The organism is Oceanicola sp. S124, assembly GCF_000220565.1.
GTDB lineage: Bacteria > Pseudomonadota > Alphaproteobacteria > Rhodobacterales > Rhodobacteraceae > Pseudooceanicola.
Genome location: NZ_AFPM01000072.1, coordinates 1 through 16,727 on the forward strand (window position 1 = coordinate 1; position 16,727 = coordinate 16,727).

General features: G+C 65.0%; 14 protein-coding genes and 2 pseudogenes. 14 read left to right on the forward strand and 2 right to left on the reverse strand.

The features are described 5' to 3' along the window. The 3 genes and pseudogenes from OS124_RS23820 to OS124_RS0105805 form a co-directional block, all read left to right on the forward strand. A pseudogene (locus tag OS124_RS23820) lies at window positions 1-849 on the forward strand (6-hydroxynicotinate reductase); the annotation flags it as partial. Beyond that, entirely contained in the window at window positions 849-1,739 is an 891-nt protein-coding gene (locus tag OS124_RS23825) for a hypothetical protein (protein ID WP_010138449.1), read from the forward strand. The pseudogene OS124_RS23820 and the gene OS124_RS23825, both read left to right, overlap by 1 nt. Window positions 1,740-2,064: 325 nt before the next feature. After that, entirely contained in the window at window positions 2,065-2,646 is a 582-nt protein-coding gene (locus OS124_RS0105805; protein ID WP_010138450.1) for an amino acid synthesis family protein, read from the forward strand. Between the two features lie 147 nt (window positions 2,647-2,793). On the opposite strand, the gene OS124_RS0105810 is transcribed toward OS124_RS0105805, so the two are convergent. Beyond that, the gene (locus OS124_RS0105810; protein ID WP_010138451.1) at window positions 2,794-3,816 is read right to left on the reverse strand and encodes a ketopantoate reductase family protein; all 1,023 of its coding nucleotides are present in this window, start codon (window positions 3,814-3,816) and stop codon (window positions 2,794-2,796) included. Between the two features lie 346 nt (window positions 3,817-4,162). On the opposite strand from OS124_RS0105810, the gene OS124_RS0105815 reads away from it, so the two are divergent. The 3 genes from OS124_RS0105815 (at window position 4,163) to OS124_RS0105825 (ending at window position 7,954) form a co-directional block, all read left to right on the forward strand. Further along, the gene (locus tag OS124_RS0105815; protein ID WP_010138452.1) at window positions 4,163-6,319 is read left to right on the forward strand and encodes an anthranilate synthase; all 2,157 of its coding nucleotides are present in this window, start codon (window positions 4,163-4,165) and stop codon (window positions 6,317-6,319) included. Between the two features lie 254 nt (window positions 6,320-6,573). Next, on the forward strand, window positions 6,574-6,900 hold the full coding sequence (locus tag OS124_RS0105820) for an H-NS histone family protein (protein ID WP_010138453.1): 327 nt from the start codon (window positions 6,574-6,576) through the stop codon (window positions 6,898-6,900). 679 nt (window positions 6,901-7,579) lie between these two features. Then, window positions 7,580-7,954 carry a YigZ family protein gene (locus OS124_RS0105825; RefSeq protein WP_010138454.1) on the forward strand — a complete coding sequence of 125 codons (375 nt, stop codon included), beginning with the start codon at window positions 7,580-7,582 and terminating at the stop codon, window positions 7,952-7,954. On the opposite strand, the pseudogene OS124_RS23830 reads toward OS124_RS0105825, so the two are convergent. After that, window positions 7,951-8,564 (reverse strand): annotated as a pseudogene (locus OS124_RS23830) (TetR family transcriptional regulator C-terminal domain-containing protein). The gene OS124_RS0105825 and the pseudogene OS124_RS23830 sit on opposite strands and share 4 nt — an antisense overlap. Before the next feature lie 246 nt (window positions 8,565-8,810). Between OS124_RS23830 and OS124_RS0105835 the strand changes: the two are divergent. From OS124_RS0105835 to OS124_RS0105870, 8 genes are all read left to right on the forward strand, one after another. Beyond that, window positions 8,811-10,061, forward strand: a complete 1,251-nt coding sequence (locus OS124_RS0105835) for a Zn-dependent hydrolase (protein ID WP_010138457.1) — start codon at window positions 8,811-8,813, stop codon at window positions 10,059-10,061. Window positions 10,062-10,155: 94 nt separating this feature from the next. After that, a complete protein-coding gene (gene hydA, locus OS124_RS0105840) occupies window positions 10,156-11,616 on the forward strand; it encodes a dihydropyrimidinase (RefSeq protein ID WP_010138458.1) in 1,461 nt (486 codons plus the stop codon). 10 nt (window positions 11,617-11,626) lie between these two features. Continuing rightward, window positions 11,627-12,409, forward strand: a complete 783-nt coding sequence (locus tag OS124_RS0105845; RefSeq protein WP_050900826.1) for an ABC transporter ATP-binding protein — start codon at window positions 11,627-11,629, stop codon at window positions 12,407-12,409. After that, complete coding sequence (locus tag OS124_RS0105850) at window positions 12,402-12,827, forward strand: GNAT family N-acetyltransferase (protein WP_010138460.1); 426 nt, start codon at window positions 12,402-12,404, stop codon at window positions 12,825-12,827. Before OS124_RS0105845 ends, OS124_RS0105850 begins: the two co-directional genes overlap by 8 nt. Continuing rightward, window positions 12,824-13,741, forward strand: a complete 918-nt coding sequence (locus tag OS124_RS0105855) for an ABC transporter permease (RefSeq protein ID WP_029375210.1) — start codon at window positions 12,824-12,826, stop codon at window positions 13,739-13,741. The genes OS124_RS0105850 and OS124_RS0105855 overlap by 4 nt, the downstream gene beginning before the upstream one ends. 208 nt (window positions 13,742-13,949) lie before the next feature. Continuing rightward, a complete protein-coding gene (locus tag OS124_RS0105860; RefSeq protein ID WP_010138462.1) occupies window positions 13,950-14,792 on the forward strand; it encodes an ABC transporter permease in 843 nt (280 codons plus the stop codon). Between the two features lie 41 nt (window positions 14,793-14,833). Beyond that, on the forward strand, window positions 14,834-15,826 hold the full coding sequence (locus OS124_RS0105865) for an ABC transporter substrate-binding protein (protein WP_010138463.1): 993 nt from the start codon (window positions 14,834-14,836) through the stop codon (window positions 15,824-15,826). 174 nt (window positions 15,827-16,000) lie between these two features. After that, on the forward strand, window positions 16,001-16,714 hold the full coding sequence (locus OS124_RS0105870) for a FadR/GntR family transcriptional regulator (protein ID WP_010138464.1): 714 nt from the start codon (window positions 16,001-16,003) through the stop codon (window positions 16,712-16,714). The last annotated feature ends 13 nt before the right edge of the window (window positions 16,715-16,727 follow it).

A 16,727-nucleotide genomic window follows, 5' to 3' on the forward strand; every position in this document is an offset into this window, starting at 1 on the left:
AGCCGGATGCGGGTCGGCTGCGGCTCGGCCACCATCGGCATGTTCGCCACCCAGTGGCAGGGCCATGTCGACGAGGTCGTGGTGGTCGACGACCATATCACCGGCGTCGTCTCGGAACACCAGGCCGGCAAGGAGATCGGCTGGCCGGATACCGGCATCCGGATCAAGGGCCGCCGCTCGACCCCCGGGCGCTATTTCCAGGTCGCCGAACCGGGGCTGGGCTGGGGCGGCACCAATATCGAGGACCCGCTGACCATCCTCGGCGACTGGCAGGAAAAGAAGGGCGCCCGCCCCGGGCTGAGCCTGCTGATGGTCTCGACCACGGGGGAACACGCCGGATATTACGTTCTGGATCAGGATCTTGTGCCGCAACCGGCGCCGATGCCCGAGGCGCTGGAGGCCTCGGTCCGGCTGATCGAGGAAAACTGCGAACCGGCGCTTTGCACGGTGATGTTCTGTGCCGGGGCCGGGGGCTCTCTGCGCTCCGGCGTGACGAAGAACCCGGTGCGGCTGACCCGCGCGGTGCAGTCCGGTGAGGCGCGGGTGACGCTTGGCGGGGCCGAGGCCTTCCTCTGGCCCGGCGGCGGCATCACGGTGATGGTCGACGTGCTGGCCATGCCGGCGCAAAGCTTCGGCTACGTGCCCACGCCCGCCCTTGTCGCGCCGCTGGAGTTCACCATGCCACGCGATCTCTACGTCGGGCTGGGGGGGCATGACGGCGCGATCCGCCCCCTGCGCGAGGTGCTCGAGAACGGCGGCGCCTATCACAACCCCTTCCGCGCGCTCGGCGCCGAGGCGGGCGGGGCTGCCGTCACCGCCTTCCCCGCGCCGGCGAAGAAGGCGGGCTGATGCAGGCGGTGCTGATGCCCGACGGGGTGCGCCTGCACCTGAATGACGGGCCGATCGACCTGATCGTCTTTGCCGAGAGGGACCGCCGGGCCGCCTATGACGCCGCCTGCGCGCGGTTCGAGGGCCTGCTGCAGGAACTGGTCGACGAGTTGGGCGAGCTGCGCCGCGAGGGGGGGCAGCCCCGGGGGCCGGTCGGCCGCCGCATGGCCGCTGCCACCGCCCCTCATGCGCCCGACTTCATCACCCCCATGGCCGCCGTCGCCGGCGCCGTTGCCGAAGAGATCCTCTCGGTGATGGGCGAGGCCGCGCCCGAGGGCAAGCAATGGGTCAACAATGGCGGCGACATCGCCTGGCGTCCGGGCGGCCAGCCGATGCGGCTGGCGATGCCGGGCGGCACGGTCGAGATCCCGCCAGAAACCCCGTTTCGCGGCTGCGCGACCTCGGGGCGGGGTGGGCGCAGCCATTCGCTGGGGATCGCGGACACGGTGACCGTCCTGGCCTCGGGGGCGGCTGCGGCCGATGCCGCCGCGACGATGATCGCCAACCGGGTCGACCTGCCCGGGCATCCTGCGGTGCGCCGCCAGCCCGCCTGCGCGCTGTCGCCCGACAGCGACCTGGGCGACCGCCTGGTGACCGTTGACCTGGGGCCGATCACACCCGAAGAAGCTGTCGAGGCACTTGAGCGGGGCGCGCTGCATGCCGAAGCGCTGCTCGGGCGCGGGCTGATCGGCGCCGCCCAGCTCTGGCTCGCAGGGCAGGGGCGCATGGTGGCGCCCCGGCTGCCCGATCCGGCGATGGTCGAGACCGTCGTGGCACGGGCGCGGGCAGAGATGGGGCGGGCGGATCAGACAGCGGGTCCGGTCGGGTCGGGGGCCAGCGTGGCGGGCTGAAAAGTGAGCCAGAGCGACGGGCCGGGTCACGGGGCCGCACCCAGAGCCAGTTGACCGGCCGCAGTGAGTGGGCAGATTGCAGGGGCCAGGCAAGGGGCTGAGTGCCCGGGGCAATACTGGCCCGACCATTGCCTGATCGGGATCCGTTCACGGGCCCGATCGCTTGTCGGGCCGCTCATGGCAGCGATCTCTGGGGCCACCCCGGGGGCGGGACAGGGCTTCGGCGCGACCTCTGTCGCGCCTGCGCAACGACCGGGGAGGACCCCGGCAGGAACTGGACGATCAGCCCCGGCGCGTGCCTGGGCGCAACACACAGGAGGGGCAGATGGCCGAATTCACCCTGCGCAAGACGCAGATCATCCTTGAGGAAATCCACCACGACGGCGGTCCCGTGGCCGAGGTCCCGCGCTTGCGCGGCGCCGTGCTGGCCCTGGTCAGGAACCCCTATGCCGGGGTCTATCAGGCCGACCTGACCCAGGCGCTGGAAGACCTGAAGCCCCTGGGCCTGATGATGGCGCAGAAGCTGGTCGATGCCATGGGCGGTGCCGAGGGCATCGATTCCTACGGCAAGGGCGGCATCGCGGGCGAGGCCGGAGAGCTGGAGCACGCCGCGCTCTGGCACGTCGCCGGCGGCTATTCGATGCGCGAAGTGCTGGGCGAATCCCTCGCCATCGTGCCCTCGTCGAAGAAGCAGGGCGGACCGGGCACCCGGCTGGATGTGCCCATGGGCCACACCAATGCCGCCTATGTGCGCTCGCATTTCGATGCGATGGAGGTCGGTCTGCCGGAAGGCCCCCGCGCGGATGAGCTGCTCTATGTGCTGACCATGGCCAAGGGCCCCCGCGTCCATGCCCGCCTCGGTGGGCTGGCCGCCGACCAGATCAGCAAGTTCGACGGCCTGCGCTGACTTTGCAAACCAGTCCGCGCGCGTTTGCAAATGCGCGCGCGGCCCCGATCGGCTTTGCATAAGGCCCGCAAGGGTTTTGCAAACCGGCCCATATCATCACCAGGCGAAAAATACTCCCGCCGGAGGCGATCGAAGCGTGACGCCGGCCTAGCCCTCGCCGATCTCGCGATCCATGGTCCGCAGCAGCGCGGTCACCAGCTCCAGCTTCGGGGTGGCGATCCCGTGGCTGCGCGCGACCGAAAGCGTGGCCCCGAAGATCGGCTCGATCTCCATCGGGCGGCCCTTTTCGAGGTCCTGCAATGTCGAGGGCTTGAAGGCGGCTCCGTCGCGGGCGCGGGCAATGCGGCTGGCGGGATCTTCCAGCAGCTCGGCCTTCTCGGCGTGGGCGATCTCGGCCACCTCCTGCATGATCTCGCGGGTCAGCTCTGCCAGCTCTGGCACCTGAAGCATCCGGTTCATCGGCGCCCTCGACAAGGCACAGACGGAATTGAAGCCGCAGTTTGCGTAAAGCTTTGAGAACAGGGCATTCTGCAGGGGTTGAGTTTGCCGGATCTGCAAGCCTGAGGCGCTGAGCAGCGCGGCAATACGATCAACATCGGCCCTGTCCTGCCCGGGCAGGCGCCCGATGTCGAGATAGCCCGGCACGCCCAGGTCGATCAGCCCAGGCTCGGGCACCGAGGCGCCCATGACGGCAATGCAGCCGATGGCCCGCTCGGGTCCGATGGCTTTCCACAGCACGCCGCCGGGATCGACCTCTTCCGCGCCCTTCATGCCGCCCTTGCCGTCCGCGATCGGATACCACCAGGGCACCCCGTTCACCACCGGCAGGATGCGGCCATGGGGCGCCAGCAGCCCGGCCAGCGCCTCGGCCATGGGCGGCACCTGGTGCCCCTTCAGGGCGGTGATCACCAGATCCTGCGGGGGCAGGCCGGTGGGATCGTCGGTGGCTACCACGGGATGGCACCACTCGGCCGCGGCGCTGCGGAACCGCAGGCCGTTCTCGCGGATCGCTGCCAGATGGGCCCCGCGCGCGATGACCGAGACCGAGGCGATGCCCGCTTCGGGGCCCGCCGCGGCAAGATGTGCCGCAATGGTGCCGCCGATGGCTCCGGCGCCGACGACGCAGACGGAAAGCGGGCCTTCGGGCAGGGGCGGCAGCAGCGGGGTCATGGCGTCATCCTTCTGAAATCTCTGCCAAAGTCGTCGCATCTTGCCGCAGCGGGGGCAAGGCCGCAGGACGCGTGCTTGCGCAATGTCTTGACATGTCACCCTTCAGCGCGGATTTACGGGGGGCTTTCGCTCGGATGTTGCGACATCGGGGCGCGAAAGCCGCAATCCGGCCCCGCGGGGCCCCAGGAGAGGACAGGGCAATGCTCGGGAAGCGATGGCAGTGGCAGCCGCTTTCCTGGCGATGGTGACACCATCGCCCCGTTGACCCTTTCCCCGATCCAGGCGGCCCGCCCCGGATGGCATCAGCAAGCCCTTCAGCCTGCCGCCCCTGCCAAGAGACATTGACATGACTGATCTTACCTTCCGAACCAAGGGGGGCGTGGCCGTCACCCGGCGTGAGATGCGCGGTACCTATCCCACGGATACCGAGGCTCTGGCCCGGCGGCTCGACTCCCATCATGGCGTATTGCTTTCGTCCAATTACGAGTACCCCGGGCGCTACACCCGCTGGGATTTCGGCTTCTCCGAGCCGCCGATCCTGGTCGAGGCGCGCGGGCGCCAGATGCGTATCGCGGCGCTGAACGGGCGCGGCGAAGTGCTGCTCAAGATCATCGCGCCGGCGCTGGAAGGCCTCGATGCGGTGGCGGAAAGCCAGGTCGGCGACAGGGAGATCACCCTGCAGATCCGTGCCCCCGGGCGGGTGAGCAGCGAGGAAGAGCGCTCGCGTGCGCCTTCTGTCTTCTCGGTGCTGCGGGCGCTGGTGGACCTGTTCTTCACCGACGAGGACGGGCACCTGGGCCTCTATGGCGCCTTCGGCTACGACCTGGCCTTCCAGTTCGAACCCATTGAGTTTTCGCGCGAACGTCCCGAGGATCAGCGCGACCTGGTGCTTTTCCTGGCCGATGACATCATCGTCAGCGACCACTATTCCACCTCGACCATGCGTTACTGCTACGAGTTCTCGGCGGGCGATCTGAGCACCGAGGGCCTGGCCGGTGGCACGGCGGCCTCGCCCTTCGTCAAAGGCCGCGAGGACCTGCCGCGGGGCGACCATGTGCCGGGGGAATACGCCAAGCTGGTGGTGGCCGCGAAGGAGAGCTTCCGCAAGGGCGACCTCTTCGAGGTGGTGCCGGGCCAGGTCTTCTACGAGCCCTGCAAGGACAGCCCCTCGGCGATCTACGAGCGTCTGAAGAAGATCAACCCCGCTCCTTTCGGCTTCATCATGAACCTGGGCGAGCAGGAATACCTGGTCGGCGCTTCGCCCGAGATGTTCGTGCGCGTGACGGGTCGCCGGGTCGAAACCTGCCCGATCTCGGGCACCATCAAGCGCGGCCGTGATGCCATCGAGGACAGCGAGCAGATCCTGACCCTGCTGCAGTCCAAGAAGGACGAGAGCGAGCTGACCATGTGCTCGGATGTCGACCGCAACGACAAGAGCCGGGTGTGCGAGCCGGGCACCGTGCGGGTGATCGGGCGTCGCCAGATCGAGATGTACTCGCGGCTGATCCACACGGTCGACCACATCGAGGGGCGCCTGCGCGAGGGCATGGACAGCATGGACGCCTTCCTGTCGCACACCTGGGCGGTGACGGTGACCGGCGCGCCCAAGCTCTGGGCGATGCGTTTCATCGAGAAGCACGAGAAATCGACCCGCAAATGGTATGGCGGCGCCGTCGGTGCGGTGCAGTTCAACGGCGACATGAACACCGGCCTGACCCTGCGCACCATCCGCATCAAGGACGGGGTTGCCGAGGTCCGGGCCGGGGCCACGCTGTTGAATGACAGCGATCCGGATGCGGAAGAGGCCGAGACCGAATTGAAAGCCAGCGCAATGCGGGCCGCAATTCGCGGCGATCATGGCGACAATGAAGCCGCGGGCCATGGCACCCGGCTGAAACGCGGGCTGGGCCGGCGTATCCTGCTGGTCGATCACGAGGACTCCTTTGTCCATACGTTGGCGAATTATTTCCGCCAGACCGGGGCGGTCGTGATGACGACCCGCACGCCGGTTGCCGAGGAATTGTTCGAGGAATTCGCGCCGGATCTGGTGGTTCTTTCGCCCGGCCCAGGCAGTCCGAAGGACTTTGATACCTCGGATACGATCCGCAAGACGCTCGATCGCGGGCTGGCGCTATTTGGCGTCTGCCTCGGGCTGCAATCCATTTGCGAACACAGTGGCGCTGAATTGCGTCAGCTGGACGAGCCAATGCACGGCAAGCCCTCCCGGATTAAGATCTGCGATCCCGGAATTGTCTTCGACGGCCTTGGCGACGATGTGACTATCGGGCGCTATCACTCTCTCTACGCGCACGAAGACAGCCTGCCGCCCGAGTTGCGCGTCACCGCGCGGACATCGGATGGCATTGTCATGGGGATCGAACATCGCGATCTGCCGATTGCGGCGGTCCAGTTCCACCCGGAATCCATCATGTCCCTCGGGCAGGATGCCGGGATGAAAATGATCGAGAATGTCGTCGAGCGTCTGGGAGTGAATAACAAATAGGCGTCTGGCGCTCATTAGCGTCTGATGGGCTTTCACGAATAATTGTATCAACGCCGGGCAGGGAAACCTGCTCGGCGTTTTTTTGCCTGAATGCCTTGCCAGTTGAATTTCAAGACACTTGTTGTTCTTCCGGGGTCATGGGACCAATGACCGTGTAATGACTATATTAGTCATTGTGGTTGCTCATTCCATTGCGGGTGGTATAGGGACGTAATGCGGGGGTACGCAAAACCATCCCGAAGAGTAAAGGACGTATGATTATGTTGGACATCGACCTGGACGATCTGTCCCTTGGTGATCTTAAGAAGCTGCAAACGCAGGTTTCCACTGCAATCAAGACCTACGAAGATCGACAACGTAAAGCCGCGTTGGTCGAGCTTGAGGCAAAGGCGGCAGAAATGGGATTCAGCCTGTCCGAGCTGACTGGCCAGGGCGGTCGCAAGGCGAAGGTCAATCCGCCGAAGTACCGCAATTCCGCTGATGCAACCCAGACCTGGAGCGGTCGCGGCCGCCAGCCGGCCTGGATCAAGGACGCTCTTGCACGCGGTGAGTCGCTGGATCAGTTCCTGATTATCAAGTGATGACCACGGAAGGGCGGTGGATCGTCGGGATCCACCGCCTTTTCGCTGCACGGATCGTGCAGGACAGGGGCCCCGGGGCCCCTTTTGCGTGCCGGGCCCATCTCCCTCGGCAATTGTCCCCCTTGATTTGCGACTTTGCCTAAAAACTGGACGGATTTCGCAGAGGGCTATGGTGCTTGATGACTTTCTTTCGTCCTTTAAATTTTACCATTTGATAAAATTTGAATTCATGTCACGCTTGGATATGGCAAGCTGACCCAAGGGGCGTCGACGGAACCCTGATCGCCATGGCCTTGGCTGGCCTTCGATCTTGGAAGGATGTTCGGTCGCAGCGATCTCCAGGGCATCGGCTGCGAAAGCTGAAAGCTTGCCTGAGATTGCCGGGGGGGGCGCGTCGCGATCGCGTGACGATGACGATCGACGATCCCGGTACGACGAGGTGCCCCCTGTGTCCGGGGCGAGCGGCTGGGACGACTTGGAATAACAGCGGGTTCTGATCCCCACCCGTGAGGGGCCCGCGAAGGCGCCGCCGACCCATGGCGGCGCCTTCATTTTCCTGCCGGCTGTTTCCGCCCGGCAGGGGGCTTCCGGTCCATTTACCTGCCACGGAAGCTACCTTCCGACTCGTGATTGATCCCCGGGGCTTGTCCTTTTGCCGCCAGTCGGCTTTTCAGGGCCTATGACGGATCTTCTGATACTGGACGGCGTGCTCAGCGACCGTGGCTCGAAATATGCGGTGGCGGGCGGGCCCGTGGCCAGCCGTGCCGAGGCCGAAGCCTTGCTCAAGGCGCTGAAGCGGAAGAAGAAGTTCGCCAAGGCCACGCATAACACCTGGGCCCTGCTGTTGCCGGGCGAGCCGGTCAAGGTCGATGACGGCGAGGCCGGGGCCGGCATGGTGATCCTGCGGATGCTTGAACGGGCTGGCCTGGAAGGGCATGTGATCGTCGTCACCCGCTGGTTCGGCGGCACCCATCTGGGCGGTGACCGCTTTCGCCACGTGCAAAGCTGCGTGCGCGCCTACATGGATCATATCGGCATCGTGCCGGAGGGTTAGGGCGTCAGCAGCCGGGTGAAAAGCGTCGTCAGATAGGCCTCGGCCGCGGGGTAGGGGTTGTCATGGCCCGCCCCAAGAACCGCATGCACCTGTACGTCGAAATCCGCGTAGTGCTGGGTCAGAGACCAGATCGAGAAGATCAGGTGATGGGGGTCCGAAGGCGCCAGTCGGCCATCTGCCATCCAGCCCGCGATCAGGCCTGCCTTCTCGTCCACCAAGTCCTTCAACTCGGTCTCGAGCATGTCCAGGATCCGGGGGGCGCCCTGCAGGATCTCATTGGCGAAAAGCCGGCTTTCGCGGGGATGGTCGCGACTCATCTCCAGCTTGCGGCGCATGTAGGTCAGGATCTCGTCCAGCGGATCGCCATCTTCGCGCATGGCACGCAGGGGGGCCAGCCAGGTGTCCATCAGCATCGACAGCAGGTGCTGGTGAATCGCCTCTTTCGAGGGGAAGTAATAAAGCAGATTGGGCTTGGACAGATTCGCCTCACGAGCGATCTGGTCGACGGTAGAGCCGCGGAACCCGTGCGCCGAGAAGCCGAAAGCGCAGCCTCGGAGATCAGGGCGATATTCTTGCGCTGGATCCGCGTGCGCGCGACGGGCTTGGTCATCGGGTCGTCTGCTCCCCAGGCGCTTCACGCGCCTCTCTTGCCATTCGGATGGGCGTCTGGCCCGGGTTTCGATTTTTGACCGCGCGGACAGAGAAGTCCAGCGATCATCGAATAGGCAGAGCCGCGGGTAGGCCCTCTGTTCGATCCGGCGGCGGATGGCGTTTTCTTGACTGGTCACCGGGCTCTGCTAGCCTCGCCTTTGACCAAAAGGTCAAAAGGAATGCAGCAAGCTTTGGAGGCAAGACCATGCCCGCACCCGGAGAAAACCTTAAGATCAACGGGGAGAGGCTGTGGGACAGCCTCATGGAGATGGCGCAGATCGGGCCCGGCGTGGCGGGGGGCAACAACCGCCAGACCCTGACCGATGCCGATGGCGAGGGCCGCGCGCTGTTCCAGAGCTGGTGCGAGGCGGCGGGCTGTTCCATGGGGATCGACACCATGGGCAACATGTTCGCGACGCGGCCCGGCACCGACCCCGAGGCGCAGCCGGTCTACATGGGCAGCCACCTCGATACCCAGCCGACGGGGGGCAAGTATGACGGTGTGCTTGGCGTTCTTGGCGCGCTGGAAGTGATCCGCACGCTGAACGACCTGGACGTGAAGACGAAGCATCCGATCGTGGTCACCAACTGGACCAATGAAGAGGGCACCCGCTATGCGCCGGCCATGCTCTCTTCTGGTGTCTTCGCCGGGGTGCATACCGAGGACTGGGCAAAGGACCGCGTCGATGCCGAGGGCAAGCGCTTTGGCGACGAGCTGAAGCGCATTGGCTGGGAAGGCGACGAACCCGTCGGCGCCCGCAAGATGCACGCCATGTTCGAGCTGCACATCGAGCAGGGCCCGATCCTGGAAGCCGAGGGCAAGGACGTGGGCATCGTGACCCATGGCCAGGGGCTCAGCTGGACGCAGGTGACGATCACCGGCAAGGACGCGCACACCGGCTCGACCCCGATGCCGATGCGCAAGAATGCCGGCCTGGGGATGGCCAAGGTGCTGCAACTGGTCGACGAGATCGCCTGGTCGCATGCCCCGCATGCGGTCGGCGCGGCGGGTCACATCGACGTCTACCCCAACTCGCGCAACGTGATCCCCGGCAAGGTGGTCTTCACCGTCGACTTTCGCAGCCCCGAGCTGTCGGTGATCCAGGACATGGAGGCCCGCCTAAAGGATGGCGCGCAGAAGATCTGCGACGAGATGGGCCTGTCTGTCGAATTCGAGAAGGTCGGCGGCTTCGATCCGGTGAAGTTCGACGAGACCCTCGTGGGGCGCCTGCGCGACGCCTCCGAGCGTCTGGGCTACAGCCACCGCGACATCATCTCGGGGGCCGGGCATGATGCCTGCTGGATCAACCAGGTGGCGCCGACCGCCATGGTCATGTGCCCCTGCGTCGATGGGCTGAGCCATAACGAGGCGGAAGAGATCAGCAAGGAATGGGCCACGGCCGGGGCCGATGTTCTCTTGCATGCGGTGCTGGAAACCGCTGAAATCGTGGAATGATAAAAGGGGGGGCTCAGCCCCCGCCCGCGTCACAAGGCGCGGAAAACCCCGGAAAATGTCCAGACAGGAACCGGGGCAAAACAGGGAGACTACTATGATCAAGGTGATCAAGGGCGGCACCGTGGTGACCGCAGACCGTCAGTGGAAGGCCGATATCGCCATCGACGGCGAAACCATCAAGGAGATCGGCGAGAACCTGAAGGGCGATGAATATATCGACGCCGAAGGGGCTTACGTGATCCCGGGCGGCATCGATCCGCATACCCACCTGGAAATGCCCTTCATGGGCACCACCGCCGCCGAGACCTTCGAGACCGGCACCTGGGCGGCGGCCTGTGGTGGCACCACGATGCTGATCGACTTCTGCCTGCCCGGCGCCGACGGCTCGATCAAGAACGCGATCCAGGAATGGCACCGCAAGTCGGCGCCGCAGATCTGTTCCGACATCGGCTATCACATGGCAATCACCGGCTGGAACGAGCAGATCTTCGAGGAAATGAAGGATGCCGTCGATGCGGGCGTCAATTCCTTCAAGCATTTCATGGCCTACAAGGGCGCGCTGATGGTCGAGGACGACGAGATGTTCGCCTCGTTCACCCGCTGCAAGGAACTGGGTGCGCTGCCGATGGTTCACGCCGAGAACGGCGATCTTGTCGACCTGATGCAGAAGAAATTCCTCGCCGAGGGCAAGACCGGGCCGGAATGGCACGCCCGCTCCCGCCCGCCCGAGTTCGAGGGCGAGGCCGCCAACCGCGCCATCACCATCGCCGATGCCGCCGGCGTGCCTCTCTATATCGTGCACGTCTCCTGCGAGCAGGCCCATGAGGCGATCCGCCGGGCCCGCCAGAAGGGCATGCGCGTCTACGGCGAGCCGCTGGCGCAGTTCCTGACGCTGGATGATGACGAATATCTCAGCAAGGACTGGCTGCATTCGGCGCGCCGCGTGATGTCGCCGCCCTTCCGTGGCAAGGAACACCAGGACGGTCTTTGGGCCGGTCTGCAATCGGGCTCGTTGCAGGTCGTGGCGACGGACCATGCCGCCTTCAGCTCTGATCAGAAGAAGATGGGGCTTGAGGACTTCACCAAGATTCCCAATGGGACCAACGGTTTGGAAGAACGCCTCGCGGTCCTCTGGACCGCCGGTGTCGAGACCGGGCGCCTGACGCCCGAGGAATTCGTGGCGGTGACTTCCTCCAACATTGCGAAGATTCTGAACATCTATCCGAAGAAGGGCGCACTGGTGCCCGGCGCGGATGCGGATATCGTGGTCTGGGATCCGAAGATCTCGAAGACGATTTCGGCGGCGAACCATCATTCGATCCTCGATTACAACGTCTTCGAGGGCTACGAGGTGAAGGCCCAGGCGCGCTACACCCTGTCGCGCGGCGAGGTGATCTGGGCCTGGGGCCAGAACTCGCAACCGCAGCCGGGTCGGGGCCGCTTCGTGCCGCGCCCTGCCTTCAGCTCCGCCGCCACCGCTCTGTCGAAGTGGAAAGAGCTGAACTCTCCGCGGTCTGTCGAGCGGGATCCGCTGAACATCCCGGCCGGTATCTGAGGTTAGTTTCGTGACGCAAATCCCTGTGATCGAAGCGAAACACCTCGATCTGACCTTTCAGACCAACGACGGACCCGTCCAGGCGCTGAAGGATGTGAACCTGCAAATCTCGAAGGGAGATTTCGTCAGCTTCATCGGCCCCTCGGGCTGCGGCAAGACCACCTTCCTGCGCTGCATTGCAGCGCTGGAAGAGCCTACGGGCGGGAGCCTGACGGTGAACGGCCTGAGCCCCGAAGAGGCCCGCAAGGCGCGCGCCTATGGCTATGTTTTCCAGGCGGCGGGGCTTTACCCTTGGCGCACCATTGCCGGAAATATCAGGCTGCCGCTTGAAATCATGGGCTATTCCCGGGCCGAGCAGGCCGAGAAGGTGGACAAGGTGCTGGAGCTGGTGGACCTTGCCGGCTTCGGAAGGAAGTTCCCCTGGCAGCTGTCGGGTGGCATGCAGCAGCGGGCGTCCATCGCGCGCGCGCTGGCCTTCGATGCCGATATCCTGCTGATGGACGAACCCTTTGGTGCGCTTGATGAAATCGTGCGCGACCACCTCAACGAAGAGCTGCTGAAGCTCTGGGCGCGGACCGAGAAGACCATCGGCTTCGTCACCCACTCGATCCCCGAAGCGGTCTATCTCTCGACCAAGATCGTCGTGATGTCTCCGCGCCCGGGCAGGATCACTGACGTGATCGAAAGCCCGCTGCCCAAGGAGCGGCCTCTCGACATCAGGGACAGCCCGGAATTCCTTGAAATCGCGCATAGAGTCCGGGAAGGACTGCGCGCAGGGCATGCCTATGATTGAGATCCGCCGCGCCACCGAGGCGGACATCCCCGCCTGTGCCGCCGTCGCCAGCGACTGGATCGACCAGACGGATTGGATGCCCCGCAGCCATTCCCTTGAGGACCTGGAGGGGCATATCCGCTCCGCTTTCCCGGACCGGGAAATCTGGGTGATCGGTCAGCCCGCCCAGGCCTATATGTCCGTCGATCCGGAAGCAGGCCATATCGGCGCGCTCTATTGCCGGGAGCGTGGCCAGGGTTGGGGAAAAGCCTTCCTGGACAAGGCGAAGGAGGGGCGGGACAGCCTCAGCCTCAATACGCATATGCCGAACGATGCAGCGCAGCGTTTCTACGCCCGCGAAGGTTTCGTCGAAACCGGGCGCCGGATGCCAGTGCCGCCGGAGCTGGTGATGGAAATCTGCATGGAGTGGAAACGATGAAACGGGTGTTGATTCCAGTCATCACTGTTGTCGCCGCTCTCATGGCCTTCTGGTATGCGGCCTGCGTTCCGATGAACATCAAGTTTGCCCTGATGACCGCCGAGCGGCAGGGAGAGGTGGTGTCCCCGGAAGGCATGATGACCCGGCGCGACATGTCGGCCATCGTTCTGGCGGTGAAGAACCCGGCGCAATGGGATGACACCTGGGTGCAGGACAAGCCGCGCCTGCCGGCTCCGCACCAGGTGGTGAGCGAGCTGTGGAAGTCGACCATGCAGGTCAGCCCGACCTCGAAGCGCAGCCTTGTCTTCCACGGCTGGATCACCCTGTCGGCGACGCTTCTGGGTTTTGTCATCGGGGCCGGGTTGGGCATCGTTCTGGCCGTTGGAATCGTGCACAGCCGCGCCATGGACATGTCGGTCATGCCCTGGGCCATCGCCAGTCAGACCATTCCCATCCTGGCCATCGCGCCAATGATCATCGTGGTGCTGAATTCCGTGGGGCTTCAGGGTCTTGTCCCGAAGGCTGTGATCTCGGCCTATCTGTCCTTCTTCCCGGTCGTCGTCGGCATGGTGAAGGGCCTGCGCAGCCCCTCGCCGATGGACCTCGACCTGGTGAAGACCTGGAGGGCGACCAAGGCGCAGAGTTTCTGGAAACTGCGGCTGCCCGCCTCGGCGCCCTATCTCTTTGCCTCGCTGAAGATCGGCGTGGCCTCCAGCCTCGTCGGCACCATCGTGGGCGAACTGCCCTCGGGCACGGGGCAGGGGCTGGGCTTCCGGCTGCTTTCGGGCAGCTACTATGGGCAGACCGTGCAGATCTGGTCGGCGCTCTTCGCCACGGCGATCCTCGCGGCCTGCCTGGTTGCCCTGATCGGCGCGGCCGAACGGAGCGTGCTGAAACGGATGGGGTTGGGCTGATGGCTGTGAATTTCCTCACCAATGTTGAGCGGTTCCGTCCGTCGCCTCGATCTGAAACGCGGGACAAACGGCAGCCCCCTCGTTCGGGAGGCACTCGGAACGGGTTTCGCATGAGCGACAGGGCCCGGCCCGATTGCCGGGCGCAGTGCGTGCCAATCGCACGCCCGCAGGTCCAGCGTGCCTGCGGCATAGATGAAGGAGGGCCGCTATGACCCTTGTGATCGCGGCCTTTATCCTCTGGGTCGCCGCCTGGTACATGAACGTGCAGCTGGCCAACGGACGCGGAGCGGACACCCGTGCGGTACGCCTCGCGGTACCGGTGATCTTCGGCCTGACCCTGGTTGCCATGTGGGAGCTGATCGTGCGCGGCCTTGCGCTGCCCATGGTCATCCTGCCCGCCCCCTCGATGATCGCGGCGCGCGTCGCGACCTCGATCCCGACGCTCTGGACGGACTTCGTGCAGACCTTCGTCAAGGGCGCGCTCTCGGGCTTTGCCATCGGCAGCCTCGCGGCCTTCCTCGTCGCCATCCTCGTCGACCGCAGTGACTTCCTGCGCCGGGGCATCCTGCCCGTGGGCAGCTTCGTCGCCGCCTTGCCCATCGTCGGCACCGCGCCCATCCTGGTGATGTGGTACGGCTTCGACTGGCAGTCCAAGGCGGCCGTGGTGACCATCATGGTCTTCTTCCCCATGCTGGTGAACATCACTGCCGGCCTGCAGGAAACCACGCAGATGCAGCGCGACCAGATCAAGACCTGGGCCGCAAGCTATTGGCAGGGCTTCTGGAAGTTGCGCCTGCCCGCCGCCATGCCCTTCGTCTTCAACGGGCTGAAGATTTCATCAACGCTGGCGCTTATTGGCGCCATCGTGGCGGAATTCTTCGGATCCCCGATTGCGGGCATGGGCTTTCGTATCTCAACATCGGTGGGACAACTGGCGCTGGACATGGTCTGGGCCGAGATCGTCGTCGCCGCTCTGGCGGGATCGCTGTTCTACGGGGGCATTGCCCTGGGGGAACGCTGGGTGACCTACTGGCACCCGTCTCAACGCTGAAAGGCGTCACATATAATGAAGACCAAACAGGGAGTTACAAAATGAAACAGTGGATCGCAGGGGCTGTAGCCCTGGGCGCCAGCACCTCGGGCGCACTGGCCGCCGACGAGGTGACGCTGCAGCTGAAGTGGGTCACACAGGCCCAGTTCGCCGGCTACTACGTGGCCGAGGCCAAGGGCTTCTACGATGCGGCCGACCTCGACGTGACGATCAAGGCCGGCGGCCCCGACATCGCACCCGAGCAGGTGATCGCCGCCGGCGGTGCCGACGTCATCACCACCTGGATGGCCGCGGGCCTGGCCGCGCGCGAACGGGGCGTGCCGCTGGTCAATATCGCCCAGCCCTTCAAGACCGGCGGCCTGCAGGTCAACTGCCTGAAGGCGGCGGGCATCGAAACCCCTGCGGACTTCCCGGGTCACACCATGGGCGTCTGGTTCTACGGCAACGAATATCCCTTCTACGCCTGGATGGCGAAGCTGGGCATCGAGACCGATGGCGCGGACGAGAACGGCGTGACGGTGATCAAGCAGGCCTTCTCGGCCGATCCGATCATCCAGGGCCAGGCCGACTGCATCTCGACCATGACCTACAACGAGTACAAGCAGATCCTCGACGCCGGCATCACCGAAGACGAGCTGGTGACCTTCAACTACCTCGAGGAAGGCGTCGGCATGATGGAAGACGGCCTCTACGTCCTCGAAGAGAACCTCGCCGATGAGGCCTTCAAGGACAAGATGGTCCGCTTCGTCGCCGCCTCGATGGAGGGCTGGAAATACGCCGAGGAGCACCCCGAGGAAGCCGCCGAGATCGTGCTTGAATTCGACGAGACCGGCGCCCAGACGCTGGAGCACCAGACCTACATGATGGGCGAAGTGGCCAAGCTGACCGCGGGCTCGAACGGCGCTCTGGATCCGGCGGACTACGAACAGACCGTGGCCACGCTGCTTTCGGCCGTCAGCCCCGACAACCCGGCGATCACCAAGGAGCCCGAGGGCGCCTGGACCCATGAGATCACCGACGCCGCGCTCGACTGATCCCTTCGGTCGTGGCGAAAAGGGCCGGGCATTGCGTCCCGGCCCTTTTTCATGCAGCCTGCCCATTCATCATGAGAAATCCGACCCGCGCACCGCGGTGCGGAAAAGCGAGGCCCCCTGAAGGACGACAGCGACAGACCAACCGCCCCGGAGGCTGCACGCCGGTCGCGCCCGGTGATGGTGGCCGAGGCGATCAAGGACTACGTCGTCGAGGAAGGTCTGCGCATGGGCGATCGCCTGCCCGGCGAGGCCGAGATGATCACCCGTTTCGGCATGTCCAAGGGCACGATCCGTGAGGCGATGCGCATCCTCGAGGCCCAGGGGCTGGTCAAGACGCGCACCGGGCCGGGTGGCGGCTCTTTCGTACACGAGGTCAGCCGCGAGCGTGCCCGCGCCCTGCTGGGCAATTACTTCTATTTCCGCGACCTGACCCTGAAGGACATCTACCAGATGCGCCGCTGGCTCGAGCCCGAGCTTGCTGCCTCGCTGGCGGGCAAGCTCGATGCCGGCCAGCTGGCGGCGCTGGAAGAGGTGGTGCAGAGCTACGACCACCCCTCGGCGGATATCGAGGAAGAGCGTGAACAGCATGTCGCCTCGCTGCGGTTCCACCAGTTGCTGGCGGACTATGCCCGCAACGAGTTGCTGGGCTTCGTCATCGGCTTCATGGCGCAGATCCTCAGTGACCTGACGGTCTACCGCCGCCTCTATGAACCCGCCAACCCCGAGCTTTGGGCCAGGGGGCGCGCCTATCAGCTGGACCTGCTGGAGGCCCTGCGCGGCGGTGACCCGGACCGAGCACGACGGGTCATGGCTGACCACATGGCCACCGCCGAAGCCCTGATGGAGGGCCAGGAAACCCTGATGGTGAAGCGCTTCCTCAACGTCTGAGGTGCGCCCGTTC